Origin of the sequence: Nonomuraea sp. SYSU D8015, assembly GCF_008065375.1 — a bacterium.
Lineage (GTDB): Bacteria > Actinomycetota > Actinomycetes > Streptosporangiales > Streptosporangiaceae > Nonomuraea.
In genome coordinates this window covers 1,024,493-1,040,552 of the sequence record NZ_VJYI01000002.1, presented here as the reverse complement: position 1 = coordinate 1,040,552, position 16,060 = coordinate 1,024,493, and the positions used below count along the sequence as shown (strand labels likewise).

Annotated in this window: 19 protein-coding genes; 7 read left to right on the top strand and 12 right to left on the bottom strand. The window is 69.9% G+C overall.

Going from position 1 to position 16,060, the window contains the following annotated elements; all coding sequences use genetic code 11:
* Window positions 1-108 precede the first annotated feature (108 nt).
* Complete coding sequence (locus ID574_RS14390) at window positions 109-429, bottom strand: hypothetical protein (protein ID WP_188189282.1); 321 nt, start codon at window positions 427-429, stop codon at window positions 109-111.
* A gap of 409 nt (window positions 430-838) precedes the next feature.
* On the opposite strand from ID574_RS14390, the gene ID574_RS14385 reads away from it, so the two are divergent.
* The 3 genes from ID574_RS14385 (at window position 839) to ID574_RS14375 (ending at window position 2,984) form a co-directional block, all read left to right on the top strand.
* The gene (locus tag ID574_RS14385) at window positions 839-1,303 is read left to right on the top strand and encodes a hypothetical protein (protein WP_188189281.1); all 465 of its coding nucleotides are present in this window, start codon (window positions 839-841) and stop codon (window positions 1,301-1,303) included.
* A gap of 32 nt (window positions 1,304-1,335) precedes the next feature.
* Window positions 1,336-1,911: an O-methyltransferase gene (locus ID574_RS14380; RefSeq protein ID WP_188189280.1), complete on the top strand. Its 576-nt coding sequence runs from the start codon at window positions 1,336-1,338 to the stop codon at window positions 1,909-1,911.
* Between the two features lie 176 nt (window positions 1,912-2,087).
* Complete coding sequence (locus ID574_RS14375; RefSeq protein ID WP_336245515.1) at window positions 2,088-2,984, top strand: helix-turn-helix domain-containing protein; 897 nt, start codon at window positions 2,088-2,090, stop codon at window positions 2,982-2,984.
* 3 nt (window positions 2,985-2,987) lie between these two features.
* Here the strand turns inward: ID574_RS14375 and ID574_RS14370 are convergent, their stop codons facing one another.
* The 3 genes from ID574_RS14370 to ID574_RS14360 form a co-directional block, all read right to left on the bottom strand.
* A complete protein-coding gene (locus ID574_RS14370; protein ID WP_188189278.1) occupies window positions 2,988-3,809 on the bottom strand; it encodes an SAM-dependent methyltransferase in 822 nt (273 codons plus the stop codon).
* Between the two features lie 40 nt (window positions 3,810-3,849).
* Window positions 3,850-4,329, bottom strand: coding sequence for a MarR family winged helix-turn-helix transcriptional regulator (locus ID574_RS14365; protein WP_188189277.1), 480 nt, complete (start codon window positions 4,327-4,329; stop codon window positions 3,850-3,852).
* 67 nt (window positions 4,330-4,396) lie between these two features.
* Complete coding sequence (locus tag ID574_RS14360; protein ID WP_188189276.1) at window positions 4,397-5,014, bottom strand: type 1 glutamine amidotransferase family protein; 618 nt, start codon at window positions 5,012-5,014, stop codon at window positions 4,397-4,399.
* 60 nt (window positions 5,015-5,074) lie between these two features.
* Between ID574_RS14360 and mads6 the strand changes: the two genes are divergently transcribed.
* Complete coding sequence (gene mads6, locus ID574_RS14355) at window positions 5,075-6,421, top strand: methylation-associated defense system protein kinase MAD6 (protein ID WP_188189275.1); 1,347 nt, start codon at window positions 5,075-5,077, stop codon at window positions 6,419-6,421.
* Complete coding sequence (locus ID574_RS14350) at window positions 6,418-6,936, top strand: GNAT family N-acetyltransferase (RefSeq protein WP_188189274.1); 519 nt, start codon at window positions 6,418-6,420, stop codon at window positions 6,934-6,936. The genes mads6 and ID574_RS14350 overlap by 4 nt, the downstream gene beginning before the upstream one ends.
* 6 nt (window positions 6,937-6,942) lie before the next feature.
* Here ID574_RS14350 and ID574_RS14345 read toward each other — a convergent pair whose 3' ends face one another.
* Window positions 6,943-7,746 carry an FKBP-type peptidyl-prolyl cis-trans isomerase gene (locus ID574_RS14345; RefSeq protein WP_188189273.1) on the bottom strand — a complete coding sequence of 268 codons (804 nt, stop codon included), beginning with the start codon at window positions 7,744-7,746 and terminating at the stop codon, window positions 6,943-6,945.
* Window positions 7,747-7,916: 170 nt separating this feature from the next.
* On the opposite strand from ID574_RS14345, the gene ID574_RS14340 reads away from it, so the two are divergent.
* The gene (locus tag ID574_RS14340) at window positions 7,917-8,957 is read left to right on the top strand and encodes a DUF2293 domain-containing protein (protein ID WP_188189272.1); all 1,041 of its coding nucleotides are present in this window, start codon (window positions 7,917-7,919) and stop codon (window positions 8,955-8,957) included.
* Window positions 8,958-8,964: 7 nt separating this feature from the next.
* Here ID574_RS14340 and kynU read toward each other — a convergent pair whose 3' ends face one another.
* Genes kynU through ID574_RS14305 form a run of 7 tightly spaced genes read right to left on the bottom strand, consistent with a single transcriptional unit; the run spans window position 8,965 to window position 15,389 of the window.
* The gene (kynU, locus tag ID574_RS14335) at window positions 8,965-10,164 is read right to left on the bottom strand and encodes a kynureninase (RefSeq protein ID WP_442939304.1); all 1,200 of its coding nucleotides are present in this window, start codon (window positions 10,162-10,164) and stop codon (window positions 8,965-8,967) included.
* Window positions 10,165-11,265 carry an ABC transporter substrate-binding protein gene (locus ID574_RS14330; protein WP_188189270.1) on the bottom strand — a complete coding sequence of 367 codons (1,101 nt, stop codon included), beginning with the start codon at window positions 11,263-11,265 and terminating at the stop codon, window positions 10,165-10,167. It lies immediately after the preceding gene.
* A gap of 12 nt (window positions 11,266-11,277) precedes the next feature.
* Complete coding sequence (locus ID574_RS14325; protein ID WP_188189269.1) at window positions 11,278-12,246, bottom strand: amidohydrolase family protein; 969 nt, start codon at window positions 12,244-12,246, stop codon at window positions 11,278-11,280.
* A 9-nt stretch (window positions 12,247-12,255) separates the two neighbouring features.
* The gene (locus tag ID574_RS14320; protein ID WP_188189268.1) at window positions 12,256-12,771 is read right to left on the bottom strand and encodes a 3-hydroxyanthranilate 3,4-dioxygenase; all 516 of its coding nucleotides are present in this window, start codon (window positions 12,769-12,771) and stop codon (window positions 12,256-12,258) included.
* Window positions 12,768-13,178 carry a RidA family protein gene (locus ID574_RS14315; protein WP_188189267.1) on the bottom strand — a complete coding sequence of 137 codons (411 nt, stop codon included), beginning with the start codon at window positions 13,176-13,178 and terminating at the stop codon, window positions 12,768-12,770. Before ID574_RS14315 ends, ID574_RS14320 begins: the two co-directional genes overlap by 4 nt.
* Before the next feature lie 11 nt (window positions 13,179-13,189).
* Window positions 13,190-13,987: a 2-keto-4-pentenoate hydratase gene (locus ID574_RS14310; RefSeq protein ID WP_188189266.1), complete on the bottom strand. Its 798-nt coding sequence runs from the start codon at window positions 13,985-13,987 to the stop codon at window positions 13,190-13,192.
* The gene (locus tag ID574_RS14305; RefSeq protein WP_188189264.1) at window positions 13,980-15,389 is read right to left on the bottom strand and encodes an aldehyde dehydrogenase family protein; all 1,410 of its coding nucleotides are present in this window, start codon (window positions 15,387-15,389) and stop codon (window positions 13,980-13,982) included. Before ID574_RS14305 ends, ID574_RS14310 begins: the two co-directional genes overlap by 8 nt.
* A gap of 75 nt (window positions 15,390-15,464) precedes the next feature.
* On the opposite strand from ID574_RS14305, the gene ID574_RS14300 reads away from it, so the two are divergent.
* The gene (locus tag ID574_RS14300; protein ID WP_223166671.1) at window positions 15,465-16,052 is read left to right on the top strand and encodes a VanZ family protein; all 588 of its coding nucleotides are present in this window, start codon (window positions 15,465-15,467) and stop codon (window positions 16,050-16,052) included.
* The last annotated feature ends 8 nt before the right edge of the window (window positions 16,053-16,060 follow it).

Sequence of the window (16,060 nt, the reverse complement as noted above, 5' to 3'; positions counted from 1 at the left end):
CCCAGTGGTTGTGCGCTTCCGCGGGGCGCCAGAAGGGCGACTCTCTGGCCAGACGGCCGTCGTCGGACGGCCGCGAGCCGCCCCTCTGCCCGCCCTGCGCGACCAGCGTCAGTTGAAGCGGGTGCCGCCCACCCCGGCGTCGCTGTCCTGGTTGTTGTCGCCGACCTCGGGCTGGTTGTTGTTCAGCAGGTCGAGGTCGATCTCGTGGATGTCCGCGATCTGGAGGATGTCGACCTCGATGTCCCTGAGGGACTCGTTGAGCGACTCGTTGAGCACGTCGTTCAGCGCGTCATCGACGATCTGGAACTGGCTCAGCAGGGCCTGCCCGTAGTTTCCGGGGTTGGGACCGACGTCAGCCGACGCGCCGGTAGCGGAGAAGCCGAGGGCGACGGCCGTGATTGCCGCGCCCGCCAGAATGCGACGGATCATGCTTGCTTTCCTCCATGGAAGGCGCGGAATTTCCCAGCGCCATAGTCGTTTGTGCAGGGCTGTGAGGTGCCGCAAATAACAATCGCGGCAGGCCGACAGAATCGCAACCCAGAAAGCCCTCACCGAGGTCAAGGAGGAACCTCGTTTTCTTGGCACTAGGTTTTCACGCCACTCGACGACACACGGCATTCACACTGTCCGGACCACCGCGCAAACAACGTTGATTTGGTCCGCGGGCGAGATCGACGGGGCAATCTTTCACCGCCGCATAAGCAATGATCACCTGAAACTTTGATAATCGTCCTACCACGATCGGCGTACTCGGAGCGCCATCCCGGGGCGGACGCCCGGCGCCGGCAAAGCCATGACGATGGCCGTGAGTTCCGAAACCGGAGGTGAGGTGAGAGCGATGCGGCCACGCATCCGCAAGACCGTCCTGGTGATCCACATCGTCGCCTCGGTGGCGCTGGTCGGCGAGGTGTGGGGGTTGGTGGCGCTGAATACGGCGGCCGCGCTGACCGAGGACCTGGAACTGGCTCACTCCGCCTATCGGCTGATGCCCATCCTGGTGTTCGCGGGCGGCATACCGCTGAGCCTCACCGCATTGGCCACCGGCATCACACTCGGCCTGACGAGCCATTGGGGGCTGTTCCGCCATTACTGGGTGGTGATCAAGCTGGTCCTGCTGGTGGCGGTCATCTGCGTGGGCATGTTCCTGTTCGATCCCGAGGGAATGGCCGCCGCCACCGAAGGCGCCAGGCCGGCCGCCGCCACTCGCCAGTGGGGCCAGGTCGCGGCGCTGAGCACGCAGATCGTCATGCTGCTGGTCGCGACGGCGCTGTCGGTGTTCAAACCGCGCGGGAAACTCCGGTGACGGCCGGGGCGGGGTCGGGATAGAAAGCGACCATGAATCATGAGACTCCGGAACTGGTCGGCGCGGCCGTGGAAAGGGCGCGGGCGGCGGGGTTCGCGTACTCCTGTGATCCCGCCGTCGGCAGGCTGCTCGCCGCGCTGGCCGCGGGCGTGCCCGAGGGCGGCCGCGTGCTGGAGATCGGCACCGGGACCGGGGTGGGGGTGGCCTGGCTGGCGAGCGGGCTGCTGCCGCGGTCCGACGTGACGGTGACCACGGTGGAGCGCGACGCCGAGCGAGCAGCCCTGGTGGCGAGTGCGGGGTGGCCGGCATTCGTGGACTTCCGCGTGGGGGACGCGCTGGAGCTGCTGCCGGGGCTCGGGACGTATGATCTGATCTTCGCGGACGCGGAGGGCGGCAAGCAGGTGGGTTTGGAGCTGACGATCGCCGCGCTCAACCCGCGCGGCGTGCTGGTCGTGGACGACATGGTGCCCGCGCCCGGCGTGGTGTGGGACCAGGAGTTCGCGGGCAGACAGGACACGGTGCGGCGGACGCTGCTCGGGCACGACCGCCTGGTCGCCGTCGATATGCCCGGTCACGGGTCCGGCGTGATCGTGGCGACGGCTCGGTAGCGGCACAGGTGCCGTGATCTGTGTGGATAAAGCGGCAGTTTCCTCCACAGGGAAATGCGGTACGCGCGTCGCCAGGCGTGGCAGGATTGTCCACGGGCCGGAACCGCGGCGAAGTGCCGATGGAAGAGCATAGATGCGGAGTGCTCAGGATGCGGAGTACTCAGGATATGGCCGACATGACCGAAATTCCCGAACTGCCGGATATCCCGGATAGCGATTCCCTGCAATCCGGGCCGACCGCGCTCAGGATCCTCGTCGGCGCGCAGTTGCGCCGGTTCCGCGAGGCCAGCGGCATCAGCCGCGAGGACGCCGGCTACGCCATCCGGGGCTCCCACTCCAAGATCAGCCGCATGGAGTCCGGCCGCACCAGCTTCAAGACGCGCGACGTGGCCGACCTCCTCACCCTCTACGGCGTGACCGACGACGCCGAGCGCGCGAGCGTGCTCGCCCTGGTCGAGCAGGCCAACGCGCCCAGTTGGTGGCAGGACTACCGCGACGTGATCCCCGACTGGTTCGCGCCCTACCTCGGGCTGGAGCACGACGCCGCGCTGATCCGCACCTACGAGGTGCAGTTCGTCCCCGGCCTGCTGCAGACGGAGGACTACGCCCGCGCGGTCATCACGCAGGGCCACGGCGACGAGTCGGCCGAGCGGATCGAGCGCCGGGTCCAGGTGCGCATGCGTCGTCAGGAGATCCTGGCCCCGCCCTCGCCGCGCAAGCTCTGGGCGGTGATGGACGAGGGCGCGCTGCGCCGCACGGTCGGCGGGCAGGAGGTCATGCGGGCGCAGTTGGAGCACCTCGTCAGGATGGCCGAGCAGCCGCACGTCACCCTGCAGGTGTTCCCGTTCGACTCCGGCACCGCCATCGGCGGCATCGGCCCCGTCACGCTCCTGCGCTTCTCGCAGGAGGAGCTGAGCGACGTCGTCTACCTCGAACACCTCACCGGCGCCCAGTTCCTCACCAAGGAGGGGGACGTGCGGCACTACCGGCATCTGCTCAACGAGCTCGGCGTGCACGCCCCGCCCCCGGCCGAAACCCCGGCGCTCTTGCGCCGGCTCATCGAGGACGAGTAGGTCTCAGGGCTTGCGGGCGACCCCGCACAGGGCGTCCACCTCGGTGAGGTCGGCGAGCGGATCGGGGTCGGGCCGCCACAGGGGGAGCGACACGATGCCCGGCTCGACGAGCTCCAGACCGTCGAAGAACGCGGTGAACTCCTCGCGCGTCCTCAGGTTGTACGGCACCCCGGGACCCTGGTTGTGCTCCTCCTGGGCCTTCTCCAGCGCCTCGCCGGTCACCACGTTGACGCCGTCCCACATGGCGAGGTAGCTGCCGGACGGCAGGGCGTCCATCAGCCGCGCGACGATCGAATGCGCGCCCTCCTCGTCGGTCACGTATCCCACGATGCCCATCAGCATGAGCGCCACGGGCCGGGTGAGGTCCAGGGTCTTGGCCGCCGCGGCGATGATCTCTTCAGGGTCACGCAGGTCGGCGTCCACGTAGTCGGTGGCGCCCTCGCGGGTGCCGACCAGGAGGGCGCGGGCGTGGGCGAGGACGAGGGGGTCGTTGTCCACGTACACCACCCGGCAGGTCGGATCGGCCCGCTGGGCGACCTCGTGGGTGTTGTCCACGGTCGGCAGGCCGGTGCCGACGTCGAGGAACTGGCGGACGCCGGCCTCGTGGACCATGTGGCGGACGATGCGCGCGATCAGGTGCCGCGACAGCCGCGCGATGTGCACGATGTCGGGGAACGCCCGGCGGAACTGGTCGCCGGCCGCCCGGTCGACCTCGTAGTGATCCTTGCCGCCGAGCCAGTAGTTCCACATTCGCGCGGCGTGCGGGACAGTGGTGTCGATCCTGGGCGGGACCGCCTGACCGGCCTGAGGGGGTTCACCTGTCATGGAGCCTCTCCCTATATGTCGGATCCGCGGGATCTTCAACCTAGCGTTCCGACTTGACCGATTCCACAGCCCCTTGATCTTCTGAGCCCAGCCGGTCCAAGGCGGCCGACAGACGGTGCAGGGCCTCCAGACACTGCCTCGCCTCCTCCGGTCCCAGCTCGGCCACCAGCCGGTCCGAGAACTTCTGGTGACCGGGATTGATCTTGGCGATCGCCTCCCGGCCGGCCGCCGTCGGCTGGAGCAGCTTGGCCCGCCGGTGCGCCGGGTTCGGGCGATATTCGGCCAGCCCCCGCTCCACCAGCAGGTCCGCGATCCGCTGCACGCCCTGCCTGGTCATCCCCATGACCCGGGCGATCCCGGCCACGGGCAGGGGCTCGCGCAGAACCGCGCCGAGCACCTGCCACCACGCCGCGGTCATCCCGGCCGGCCGGGCCAGCCCCTCCGCCATCTGGAGGAACTGGCCGTTGAGCCGGAAGGTGCCCAGCGCCAGGCCGCTCGCGAGTTCGGACGTCTCACTCATGCGCCCTCCTTCGTCGGTCGCGTGAGCGAGTCTCAGCTGTGTCTGATCGTTCACTCACTGCGCTCGCTCATGCCGTCATCAGTACCTCATAAGCCGAGGCGTCGCTCCGCGAGAAGAGCCGGAACCAGGCGTCCAGCACCTCGGGCCGGTAGACGTCGAGCCTGCGGAAGATCTCCCTGGCGAACGCCACCGGCTCGGTGGGCCCGGCCGTGACGAGGTCGCCGTCGAGCACCGCGTCCTGATCGAGGTAGCGCTTGGCGCCCGCGTAGCCCTCCTGGGCCTCCAGGTATTGCAGCACACCGCTCGTGTGATCGCGGTCGTCCAGCAGCCCTTCCCTGGCCAGCCCCGCGGTGGCGCCGCAGATGGCCGCGACCGGCACCCCGGCCGCCAGGAACTCGCCGGCCTTGCGCGCGAACGGCGCCAGCTCGTGGCCCTCGTCCCACCGAGAGGCTCCAGGGAGGATCAGCAGTGCGCTGTCGGGCGGGGAGAGCTGGTCGAGCGCGAGGTCGGGGGTGATGCGCAGGCCGCCCATGGTGACGATCGGATCGGTGGTCAGGCCCACGGTGACGATCTCGTACGCGCCGGGCTCGCGATGCCAGACCCCGTTGCGCAGGTGAGCGATCGCGTGACCGGTCTCCCAGTCGGCGAGCGTGTCGTAGACGGCGTGGTGAACGATTCGCTTCATGACAACATCTTGTCATTTCGACAGCATGTTGTCAACAGGATCCCGTGCGAGGATAGGTCCATGGCAGAGATCGTCGGCGGTGGGCGTCCAGTCAACGACGCCGAGCGGCGCGTCATCGCATATCTCCGCGACCACGCGCCTGCCGACTGGTTGCTGCTGCACAACATCGAGGTCCCGCGCGGCCACGACGTCTTCGAGGTCGACCTGCTGGTGCTGACCGGCCACTCGCTCGTGGTCGTCGACGTCAAGGGCACACGGGGGCGCATCGAGGTGTCGGGCACGCGCTGGTTCCCGCCGCGCAGAGAGGCGTTCGGCTCTCCCGTGGCCAAGCTGCGGGGCACGGCCAAGGCGCTCAAGGGCCTGTTGGTGTCCAGGGCCACCCAGCTCGAACGCGTCTACGTCGACAGTCTGGTGGTGCTCACCTCGCCCGACGCGGAGCTGGTCGATCCGGCGGGGCGCGACGCGGTCAACGTCACGACCCTGGACGGTCTGCTCGCCACGTTGAGCGACGTCTCGCGGGTCAGGCGGGGATGCACGCCGGACGCGCGACCGTACATGACGGCCATCCTCGACGCGCTCAACCAGACCGTGCGCCGCAGCACGGCGCCGCCCAGGTTCGGCAACTGGGAGGTCGAGGAGCAGCTCGGCGGTGACGCCAAGGTCACCGAATACCGCGCGTTCAACGCGACGCTGCCGGGCAGCGAGACCGTGCTGCTGCGGGCCTACCAGGCCGACCCGCTGGCCGACGCCGAGGCGCGGGCGGCCGAGCGGCAGCGCATCGCCAACGCCTACCAGTCGCTGGCCAGGATCCCCCCGCACCCGTGCGTGGTGCGCTCGCGCGACTTCTTCGCCATCGACGACGAGAGCCGGTTCGTGCTGGTGCTCGACGACGTCCACGGCCAGGCGCTGCACCTGTCGCTGGGCCGGGGCGCCCGGATGACCGTGATCCAGGACCTCCTGCGCGGGCTGGCGCACGCGCACGCCAACGGCGTCGTGCACCGGGCGCTCACGCCCGCCTGCGTGCTGGTCACCGACGACGGGCACGCGGTGCTGACCGGCTTCGACTACGCCAAGCCTGGGCCGCGCAACTACACCGTCGCCCACGAGCTGGGCAACGTGCTCGACGCGGCCTACGTGGCGCCGGAGTGCCAGGCGCGCCCCGACCGGATGACCACCGCCTCCGACGTCTACGCGGCCGGGGCGATCGCCTACCAGCTGCTCACCGGGGAGCTCCCGACGAGCGCCGACGCCCAGGGCCCGGACGTGCCCGAGGTGGTGCGCAGGATGCTCGACCACTCCCCCGCCAAGCGGCCGACCGCCGCCGAGGCGCTCGATGCCCTGCAGGGCCTGCCCGCGCAGGGGTCGCGGCTCAGACGCCTCATCCGTCGCATAGTGTCCGGATCATGACCATCAGACTGCGTCCGGTCGAGGAGGACGACCTGTCCTTCCTCCACCTGCTCACCAGCGACCCCGACCACACCGGCGAGTTCCAGTGGTACGGCTGGCAGAACGCGCGCCCCCTGCGCGAGCGCTGGCAGGACAACGGGATGCTGGGCGACGACGGCGGCATCCTGATCATCGCGGACGGCGACGACAGGGCCGGCTTCGTCTCGTGGCGCAAGCAGATCGCCAACCGGGCGAGCTTCTACTGGTCGATCGGGCTGATCGTGGCGCCGGGCTTCCGTGGCAAGGGATACGGCACACAGGCCCAGAAGCTGCTCGTGCGCTATCTGTTCGACCACACGACGGCCAACAGGATCGAAGCGGACACCGAGATCGACAACATCGCCGAGCAGCGGGCGTTGGAGAAGGCCGGGTTCACCCGCGAGGGCGTGCTGCGCGGCGCCGGGTTCCGCGCGGGGCGGTGGCACGACGGCGTGATCTACGGCATCGTCCGCGCCGACCTCGACCGCGAGCCCTGACGGCGGCTATGCCTGGGTGATCGTGTCCAGGACGTCGATGACGTACATCCTGGGCTCGGCGCCCGCGGACGGCACGGCCACCCGGCAGCCCACCTGCCGGCCGACGAGCGCGTCCAGCCAGGCCGCGGGCACCGCCCCCGGCTTCAGCGTGTAGGCGCTGGGCCCGCCCCGCCGGTAGGAGGAGTCCACGACCACGCGGGACGGCCAGGTGGCGGCCACGTACTGGATGATCACCTTCGCGCCCGCGACGACCTCCCGTCCCGAGCCGTCGATGAGGGTGCGGGGCGGGTCGACGGGCGTCATGTCCTTGGGGATCACCGGCAGCGTGCGGCCGACCAGCCGGGCGTCCGGCGGGTAGCCGCCGAGGATGTCGAAGACCAGCACCAGCGTGTCCGCGGGCGAGACGCCGGTCAGCGGCACGTTCGGCCCCAGCGCCTCGGCGGCCGGGCTGACCAGCATGACCCGGCTGCCGGCCGGATGGCCGATGAGCGACTGCCGCCAGGTCTCCGACACCTGCCTGCCGTCGAAGACGACCGTGGTGGGCTGGTTGGCGTCGTAGGTGCTCATGTACGGCTGGTTGCCCGACCAGCGCCGGATGTCCACGTCCGCGAGGACCACGTCGCCCGGCACGGTACGCCGCCCGTTCCCCACCGACAGCACCGTGATCCGCGGCGTGCGCCCCGGACTGCCCTTGGGTATGGCGACGACCGGCTTGCTGCCGAACGTGCCGGTGACGACGGGTTGTGAGCCCTCCTCGGTCAGACCACACGAGGTGGCGAGCATGAAGACGGCGGGCCAGAACAGGCGCACGGTATCCTCCAGAAAATCCGAAGGGGTTACTTGCCGCATTGCGCAAAAGGAAAGCTTCGGGACTGGCCATCTCCCGACAAAGGGCGCGGGAGACTATGGGACGTGAGTGAGCGCAGCGAGCGAACCATTAGACACAGCAGCATGCTCACAGGGCCGACGCAGGAGGCCCTGTGAGCAAGCCGAATTTGGCGCGCAGGGTCGCGGACGCGGCTGAGATCGCGCTCACCACCCGCAAGTACGTCACGTTCATCGACGTAATCACCGGGCTCCGCTGGCTGCACTCCCGGCACGTGGACACCTGGCGGCAGGGGCGGGCGGCCACGCTGTCCGAGCTGGCGGACGTCGACGAGGACCGCCTGCTCACCACGGCCGCGCTGCTGAAGGAGTGGGCGCTGGCCAAGGGGCTCAAGCCGGTGGACACCCCGTACGTCGCGGGCACCCGCGACCGCCGCGAGCTGCGCTTCACCTCCCGCCACCCGCAGGAGCCCTTCCGCGTGCACTGGATCTCGCCCGACCTCAGCGAGGCGAGGCTGCGGCGGCTCACCGAGGCGCAGAGCAAGGCGCCCGACCTGGTGGCCGTGGCCCCGCTCGACGACTGGACGTGCGCGGGCTGCGGCGACACGGGCCCGTACCTGATCATGGAAGATGAGCGGCCCCACTGCCTGACGTGCGCGGACATGGATCATCTGGTGTTCCTGCCGTCCGGCAACGCGGCGCTCAGCCGCCGGGCCAAACAGGAGAGCGGCCTGACGGCGGTGGTGGTGCAGTATAACCGGCGCCGCAAGGTCTACCAGCGCCTCGGCCTGCTGGTCGAGCAGGCCGCGCTGGAGGCGGCCGAGGAGCGGTGCCTGGCCGACGAGGAGGTGCGCCTGCGCCGCCGCGAGCGCGACCGGGTGCGCAGGGCCGAGCAGGACGTCGAGTTCCAGGCCCGGATGGCGGCCGAGATCGCCCGGTTGTTCCCCGGCTGCCCCGCCGAGCGGGCGCGGGAGATCGCCGAGCACGCCGGGCAGCGCGGCAGCGGCAGGGTGGGCCGGTCGGCGGCGGCCAAGGCGCTGGACGAGAACGCGATCACGCTGGCCGTGATCGCCTCGATCCGGCACCTCGACACCGACTACGACACCCTGCTGATGACGGGCGTGCCTCGCATGGAGGCCCGCGAGATGATCAGAGACCTCATCGAGCACAAACTGGAGGAGTTCCGCCGCCCGTGACCGGGGCTCAGGTGACGGCCAGCCGCGTGGTGTACCTCTCGTCGCGCCAGTGCTCCTTGTCCAGCACCTCCAGCAGCGTGGCGGCCGCGTCGTACACGTCGGCGTAGCGGATGTACAGAGGCGCGAAGCCGAACCTGAGGATGTCGGGTGCACGGAAGTCCCCGTGCACGCCCCGGTCGATCAGCGCCCGCATCACCGGGTAGCCGTCGGGGTGGCGGAAGCTCACCTGGCTGCCGCGCGCCGCGGCGTCGGCGGGCGAGGCCAGCTCCAGCGCGTCCCCGATCAGATCGACGAAGAGCGAGGTCAGGGCCATGCTCTTGGTCCTCACCTGGTCCATCGGCACCCGCTCCCACACGTCGAGCGCCGCCTCCAGCGCCGCGAACGACAACACGTGCGGGGTGCTGACCGCGAACCGCCTGATCCCCTCGGCCGGGCGGTAGTCGGTCTCGAACGCGAACGGCTCGGCGTGGCTGTACCAGCCGGACAGCACGTTCTCGGCCGTGGCGTGGTGGCGCGGGTTGACGTAGAGGAACGCGGGCGCGCCGGGACCGCCGTTGAGGTACTTGTACGTGCATCCGACGGCGAAATCCGCCTCCGACACGTCCACCGCCATGGCACCCACGCTGTGGCACACGTCCCACACCATGAGCGCCCCGGCCTCCTGGACCCGGGCGGTGATCGACGGCACGTCGTAGAGCGCCCCGGTCCGGTAGTCCACCTCCGGCAGCAGCACCGCGGCCGCGTCGTCGAAGCGCCCCTCGGCGAAGTCGCGGACCTCGTAGCCGCCGAGCAGCCTCGCCAGCCCCTGGACCATGTAGTGGTCGGTGGGGAAGTTCCGCACGTCGGAGACGATCACCCGACGGTCCGGGCGCAGCCGCAGCGCCGCCGCGACCGCCTGGTAGATCGCGATCGAGGTGGTGTTGCCCACCACGACCTGGCCCGGCCCCGCGCCGATCAGCGGCGCCAGCCGGTCACCGGTGGTCAGCGGCTGGCCGTACCAGCCGGCGTGGTTCCACCCGCCGACCAGTTGCCTGCCCCATTCGTCCTCGACGGTCCGCCGCACCCGCTCCGCGGCCCGGCGCGGCGGTGCGCCCAGCGAGTTGCCTACCAGGTAGACGACGTCTTGCGGCAGCACGAACTCGTCTCTGAACGCGCGCAGCGGGTCGCCGGCGTCGAGAGCGAGGCAGTGGTCGCGATCTATCACCAGTCACTCCTGTTGCGGCGGGATGGTGGCAATCACCCGGTTCACACCATTCTGGTACTCGCGGACGTACCAGTTCTGCACCGGGTTGTGCCGCTCGTCCAGCCGGAACGTGCCGCGCGGACCATCCAGCTCCCCCACCTCGGCCAGCCCGCGCCCGAGATCGCCGCCCCGGGCCAGCGCCGCGTCGATGAGCCGCATGGCGTCCCAGCTCTGCAGCGCGACCGCGGACGGGTTCGCGCCGGTCCTGCCCCGCCACCGGGCGACGAACGCGGCGTTGTCCGGGTTGTCCAGCGCGGGAGAGTACATCCCGACACTGGTGATGCCCTCGGCGTCCGGCCCGACGGCGCGGAGCACGTCCTCGTCGGTGAGGTTCTGGCCGGCCAGCAGCTCGATCTCGGCGTCGTAGCCGAGTTGCTTGAACGCCCTGGCGAACGCGACCGCCTCCCCGCCGGCGTAGAAGGCGTACAGGAGCTCGGCCTCCGGCGGGATCCGGGCGAAGTACGGCTCCAGGTCCGCCGGCCCGCCGTACGGCGTGAGGATGCGCCTGAGCGGCTGGGCGCCGTACCCCTCGGTGAAGCCCCTGAGCGTCTCGGTGCCCGCGGAGTAGTCGGAGGCCATGAGCACGACGTCCTGCCGGCCGTACCGCTCGGCGGCGTAGCGGCCCGCGGCGTAGCCGTGGGCGTGATTGGTGTACGACACGCGGAAGACGTTGGCGCCGCCCAGTGTGTCCGCACCCGCGTTGGCGATCACCACGGGCGTCTCGCCGGCCGCCGCGACCACCGACTCGGCGACGGGCGAGGCGATCAGCCCGGTGATCACGTCCACCTGCTCGTCCTCGATGAGCCGCCTGGCCTGCTTCCCGCCCTCCTCCGGGCTGCCCGCGTCGTCGGCCACGACCAGCGTCGCGGGGCGCCCGCCCAGGCGGCCTCCGTGCTCGTCGAGGTAGAGGCGCATGGCGGTCTCCATCTCGTCGCCGAGCACGGCGTACACGCCGGTCTGCGAGATGATCGCGCCGACCTTGACCGACGGGTCCTCCTCGTCGGGCGGCGACCCGCCGCACCCGGCCACCACCAGCACCGCCAGCCCCAGCACCGGCACGCGCATGGGGAGCTCCCTTCAGCCCAGGAACACCTCGGCGTTGGCTGCGAGCAGCTTGGCGCGGGCCGGGCCGGACAGGAAGCCGGCGTTCCTGATCAGGTCACCCGCCGGTGACTCGCCGAGCGGATAGGGAAAGTCGCTGCCGAGCATCACATGGTCCTCCCCGAGAGTGTCGACGAGCAGCCGCAGCGCGCGCTCGTCGAAAACGGCAGAGTCGACGCTGAACCTGCCGAGGTAGTGGGACGGCGGCCGCTCGGAGCCGCCGACCAGGTCGTGCCTGCGGTGCCAGGCGTTCTCGACCCGGCCGAGCCAGAACGCGAACGAGCCGCCACCATGCGCGAAGCAGATCCGCAGCGTGTCGGGGACGCGGTCGAACACGCCGCCGAGGATCATCGCCAGGATGGACAGGTGGGTCTCCGCGGGCATCCCGACGAGCCACTGGGCCATCCACCGCGAGATGCGCGGCCCGTCAGGCATGTCCCACGGGTGCACGAAGACCGGAACGTCCCGCTGAGCGCAGTGCTGGAGGAACTCGACGACGCCGGGGTCGTCGAGGTCGCGGTCGCCGACGTGGTTGCCGATCTCGACACCCCGGTGGCCGCTCGCCAGGCATCGGTCGAGCTCCACGCAGGCGAGCTCGGGATCCTGCAGCGGCACCTGGCAGAACGGGATCAGCCGCGGATCGTCGCAGATCTCGAGCGCCAGGTCGTTGAAGACCTTCGCGATCCGCAGGCCCTCCAGGGGCGAGCGCTCGTAGCCGAAGAAGACGGGCGTGGGCGAGACGACCTGCCGATCCACGCCGTGCTCGTCCATCTTGGCCAGCCGGACCCGCGGGTCCCAGCAGTCATCCTGAATTTTCCGGAAATCTCGGTCGTGGACGAGGATCGTCGCCTCGCGCTCCGACTCGACCCTCAGCCTGGGCGCCCCGGGCCAGCCCAGCTCGGGCCAGCCCTTGGGCACGTAATGCGTGTGGACGTCGATGACCATCTAGGACGTCTAGCCCTTGCCCGGATGCAGCGCGCCGCACCGGTCGCAGGTGCGGGCCTTCTCGTCGGCGTAGAACGCCTCGAAGACCGGCGGCAGGTCCTTGACGATGTCGCGGACCTGCAACTCGACCTCGTGCACCCGGTTGCCGCACTCCATGCAGTACCACTGGAACTTCTCCAGCGTGCCCTCCGGCCGGATCTTCTCGACCACCAGCCCGACGGACCCGGGCTCGGGGCGCTGCGGCGAGTGCGGCATGCGCTGCGGCAGCAACCACATCTGGCCCTCGCGGATGTGCACGGTCTCGGGGCCGTTCTCGGTGACGACGTTGACGTGCATGTTGCCCCGCACCTGGTAGAAGAGCTCCTCGTACGGGTCGACGTGGAAGTCGGTCCTGGAGTTGGGCCCGCCGACCACCATCACGATGAAGTCGTCGGCCCCCTCGAAGACCACCTTGTTGCCGACGGGCGGCTTGAGCAGGTGGGCGTGCTCGTCGATCCACTTCGTGAAGTCGATGGGTGGGATCATGATCGCTCCTGCGGATGGTAGGCGACGGCTTGCATCTCGATGAGCAGGTGTGGATGCGGCAACTGGTGCACCGCGACAGTGGTCCTGGTGGGCCCCTCCTCGTCGAAGAACTCGGCGTAGACCTCGTTGTAGCCCTTGAAGTCGTTCATGTTCACGAGGTATGCCGTGATCTGGACCAGGTCGGCGAGCGAGCCTCCGGCGGCCTTGAGTATGTCGCCGATGTTCTCGATGACCGCCCTGGTCTGTGCGCGGATGTCCAGATTAGTCGCCCCGTACTTGTCGACCTCCACGCCCACGAACGTGTCGTCGGGGCGGCGGCAGCTGGTGCCCGAGACGTACAGGAAGTCACCTGCCCGCTTGACGTGCGGGAACCTGCCACGCGGTGTGGCCTTCCCCGGCACGCGCATGGCCCTGGGCCTCACTGTGCGAACACCGCCCGCACCGAGCCGAGCCCTTCGACGTGCGCCTCGAACACGTCTCCCGGCTCGACCGTGGACACCGGCCCGAGCGCGCCGGTCAGCACCACGTCGCCGGCGCGCAGGGCGTAATCGGTGCGGCCGAGCTCCGAGGCCAGCCAGACGGCGGCGTTGAGCGGGCTGCCCAGGCACGCGGCGCCCGAGCCCGTGGAGACCTCCTGGCCGCCGCGCGTCATCGTCATGCCGGCCGCGCGCAGGTCTAGGCCCGTCAGCGACACCGGCGTGCAGCCGAGCACGAACGCGCCGGCCGCCGCGTTGTCGGCGACCGTGTCGGCCAGCGTGATGTCCCAGTCGGCGATGCGCGAATCGGCGATCTCGATGGCGGGCAGCGCGAACTCCACCGCCCTCAGCACGTCGGCCACGGTGAAGGGACCGCCGGTCAGGTCTCTGCCCAGCACGAGCGCGACCTCGGCCTCGACTCGGGGCTGCAGGAACCGGTCGAGCGGGATGGGCAGCCCGTCGGGGTACGCCATGTCCGCGAAGAGCATGCCGAAGTCCGGGCGGTCGATGCCGAACTTCTTCTGCAGCTCCAGGTTCGTGATGCCGATCTTCCTGCCGACCGGCCGCCGTCCTTCGCCGATCGCCCGCCGCGTGTTGATCTCCTGCACGGCGTACGCGTCGGTCACGGTGGCGATCAGGTCCCTGATCGGCGGGCACGGTTTCCCGCTTCGCACGGCCTCGGCCAGCCGCTCGGCGGCCTGACCGCGCGCATCCACCGCCTGGGACCATTCATCATGCATCGGGCTGCTCCAGTTTTATGGTGATCGTGGTGGGTTCTGAGTAGAAGTCGAGCGACTGGGTGCCGCCCTCCCGGCCGATCCCCGACAGCCTCACGCCCCCGAACGGGGTGCGCAGGTCGCGGAGATACCAGGTGTTGACCCAGACCAGCCCGGCCTCCAGCCGCTGCGCCACCCGGTGGGCGCGGTCGAGGCTGCCGGTCCAGAGCGTGGCGGCCAGGCCGTACTCGCTGCCGTTGGCCAGGTCGATCGCCTCGGCCTCAGTGTCGAAGGGTGCGACGTGACACACGGGACCGAAGATCTCCTCCCTGTTGAACCGGGACCACTCCGACAAGCCTGTCACCACTGTCGGCTCCACGAAATAACCCAGATCGCGATGATCACCGAACGCGGGGACACCGCCCCCCGCGAGCACCTTGGCTCCCTCCGAGCGGGCCAAGGAGTAGTAGGAGAGCACCTTCTCGCGGTGTTCCGCAGAGATCATGGGCTGCGGCACCACCTCCTGGGCGCTGATCGCCAGGCGGGCGCAGAACTCCTCGAAGATCGGGCGCTGGACGTAGAGCCGCTCCGTGCACAGGCAGACCTGGCCGCCGTTGGTGAAGACGGACTTCGCGGTGCCCTCGACGGCCCGGTCCAGGTCGCAATCCTCGAAGACCAGCCCGGCGTTCTTGCCCCCCAGCTCGAACGAGACCGGCTTGACCCGGGGGGCCACGGCCTTCATGATCGCCGTGCCCGTCCTGGTGGAGCCGGTGAACGTCACGCCGTCCACGCCGGGGTGCTCGACGAGGAGCTGCCCGGCGGAGCCGTACCCGTAGATGATGTTGACCACTCCGGCGGGCAGCCCGGCGGCGGCGCAGATCTCGGCGAAGACCGCGGCCGAACCCGGCGTGTGCTCGGACGGCTTGACCACCACGGTGTTGCCGGCGACCAGGGCGGGGGCCAGCTTCCACGTCATGAGCAGGAACGGCAGGTTCCACGGGACGATCACCGCGACCACGCCGAGCGGCCGGCGCACGGTGTAGCTGAGCACACCCGACAGATGGAAGGCGTCGTCGGGACGCTGGGCGGCGATCTCGGCGAAGGCGCGGAAGTTCGCGATGCCGCGCGGGATGTCGAGCGTGCGGGTCTGGTCGAGCGGCTTGCCGGTGTCGGCGATCTCCGCTGCCACCAGGTCGTCGAAGCGGGCCTCGATGCCCTCGGCCAGGCGCCGCATCCACCCGGCGCGTTCGGCGACGGGCAGCGCCGCCCAGTCGCGCGCGGCCTCCCGCGCCGCGCGGACCGCCCGGTCGACCACCTCCGGGTCGGCCTCGCAGACCTGCCTGATCACCGTGCCTGTCACCGGGTCGTGGACCGGGAAGGCCTTGCCCGCGGCCACCGGCTCGCCGCCGATGAAATGGGTCAGCACAACGGTCTCCTCATCTCTCCTCACTCCCGGTATAGATCGCCGGACGGCGTCGGTGCTGGGAGAAGACCTGTCCAGATGGACATCTTCCGGTACCCCTTGATCACTCGCCATCATGGTCGAATGGCTCGGACGTGGGAATTGTGGGGAAACGTCATTATTGCTGGTACGTTTGCACTCCCCTTAGCCTTGCTAGCAATCTTGTTTCTCTCCCGCCACCGCGCTCGCGCCGGCCATCCGGCGTCTCTACGCGTCTCGATCGCCGACGTCGGCATCGTGGTCGGCACCGCGCCGTGGATTTGGATGATCCTCACCCCCTCCGACGGCCCCAACGGAGTCGGCCTCGTCCCGTTCAAGGACCTCGCCGACGTCGCCGCCGCGTCGTGGCAAACGGTGTTCGTGCAGGTCGGAGGCAATTTGCTGGTGTTCGCCGCCCTGGGCGCGCTGCTGCCGGTACGCACCGCCGCAATGGCCTCGATCGGCCGGGTTGCGGCGGTCGCGGCGGCATTTTCGGTCCTGGCCGAGCTCCTCCAGTACGTCCTGAGATTGGGCCGGTTCTCCTCCGCTGACGACGTCCTGCTCAACACGGCAGGCGCTGTGATCTTCGCGTTGATTACTCGCCGCTGGTGGGCCACCCGAATACCGGCTGGGACCGTTCCACGCTAACGGTCCGC